General features: G+C 59.8%; 2 protein-coding genes and 1 pseudogene. All 3 read right to left on the reverse strand.

The features are described 5' to 3' along the window. Positions 1-629: NAD(P)-dependent oxidoreductase (locus ENZ75_RS30915; protein WP_164888143.1), on the reverse strand; the 629-nt coding region annotated here is incomplete at its 3' end. Further along, positions 626-1,075 carry an EamA family transporter gene (locus ENZ75_RS30920; RefSeq protein WP_063168218.1) on the reverse strand — a complete coding sequence of 150 codons (450 nt, stop codon included), beginning with the start codon at positions 1,073-1,075 and terminating at the stop codon, positions 626-628. The genes ENZ75_RS30920 and ENZ75_RS30915, both read right to left, overlap by 4 nt. A 124-nt stretch (positions 1,076-1,199) precedes the next feature. Continuing rightward, positions 1,200-1,746 (reverse strand): annotated as a pseudogene (locus tag ENZ75_RS30925) (FAD-binding protein); the annotation flags it as partial.

Genomic DNA, 1,746 nt, shown 5'->3' on the forward strand with positions numbered 1-1,746 from the left:
GCGCAGTCGAACACCGAGATGAACTGATAAGGATTCCTGCCCGAACCGATCATCGGCACGGGAAGGTTCCAGTCGATCAGCTTGAACAGTTTTTCCAGAATGCCGAGCCGGCCGGGACCGATGATCAGGCGCGGGCGAAACAGCGAGATCGACATGCCGCGCTTGCGCCATTCGGCGGCGAGCTCCTCTGTCTTCTGCTTCGACCAGCCATATTCGCCCAGCGGCGCCACCGGGTGCTCCTCGGTCATCGGCTGCGTGACCGTGTGGCCGTAGATCATGTCGGTCGTGTAGTGGACGAGTTTTGACGCACCGGCTCCGTCCATGGCCTGCATGATGTGCTCGGTGCCATGGAAATTCACAGGGAAGAAGAAATCGTGCCGCTTGGCGCGCACCTGGATCGGCGATAGCATCTTGGCCGACAAATTGTAGACCATGTCGTCGGCCCTGAGCCCAACCGCGGTGACCGAGGTCGGGTCGGTGACGTCGCATTGGATAAAGCGGACGGTGCGGTAGTGCGGCAGGTCGCTCTTGACGATGTCGGCGACGACAACCTCTTCACCATCGGCCACAAGTTTCGGGGCAAGATGGCGGCCGACGAAACCGTCGCCGCCGAAAATCACATGTCTCATCGAACGATCTCGTTTGCTTGGATCTTGTCGGGCGTGATGGAAGCGGTCTGGTCCTCATGCCCTTGCTCACCCAAATCCCGCCCACTTTGCGCGATCAGCACCGTGCCGACGCAGATGAAGGCGATACCGGCGATCCGCCAGCCATTGAGGTCCTCGCGGAAGACGAAATAAGCGAAGATGGCGACGGCAACATAGGCGAGGCTGAGGAACGGGTAGGCGAAGGAGAGCTCGACCTTGGACAGCACATAGAGATGCGAGGCCATCGAGATGACGAAGGTACACAGGCCAAGGAACACCCAGGGGCTGAAGACGATCTGCAGCAGCTTGACGAGCGGATTGACGCCCTCGAACGAGATCGGTCCGAGCGACATCATGCCTTGCTTCAGCATCAGCTGCGCGGCGGCATTGGTCATGACGGTAAAGAGAATGAAGACGATGTATTTCATGTGTTCCAAGCCACCCCTTCGCGCTTCCTATTACAAACCCGCAAACATTTGGTGAAGTCCCAACAATATTTTGAGTAAATCTCGTTATTAATCATCAATTAACCAAGAATTATTCGAATTTTATCTATTCGGCTGCTTCGACCGCGCCTCGTCGCGCATCCAGTCTCTTCGCGGTGCGCGCCCAGGAATCAGACATGAAGGCGTGGTCGCGGAGCCCTTCCAGCCGCTGCCATTCGGGAAAGGACGAAGCGAAGATTTCGGCCCCCATGCGGGCGTCCTTGTACGGATTGACCGCGCCGCCGGCCTCGACCGTGATGCGGTCGAGTTCCCGCAGCAGTGTCAGCGTCGTGGCGCCCCTGTTGGGGAAATCCAGTGTCAGCGTGTAGCCGGGACGCGGAAACGACAGCAGCGCCGGCGAGCGGATGGAGCCGAAGCGTTTCAGCACCGTGAGGAACGAGCCCTGCCCGGCTTGCCTTGCAGCCGCCAGCAATGCCGGCACGGCCTCGCGCGCCGTCTCTTCCGGCACCACGCTCTGGTGCTGGAAGAGCCCTTTCGGCCCATAAAGCCGGTTCCAGTCGCGCACGCCGTCAAGTGGAAAGAAGAAGCCCTGATATCCGGCCTGGCGCGGCACCGTTGCTCGGCTCTTCCTCCACCTGTAGGCAGCGTTGAAG

It is taken from the genome of Mesorhizobium sp. M7A.F.Ca.CA.002.04.1.1 (assembly GCF_004022805.1).
Taxonomy (GTDB): Bacteria; Pseudomonadota; Alphaproteobacteria; order Rhizobiales; family Rhizobiaceae; genus Mesorhizobium; species Mesorhizobium ciceri.

Bases quoted from the DNA above. Each gene is read 5' to 3' on its own strand.
- ENZ75_RS30920 (WP_063168218.1), bottom strand. From the start codon at position 1,075: ATGAAATACATCGTCTTCATTCTCTTTACCGTCATGACCAATGCCGCC.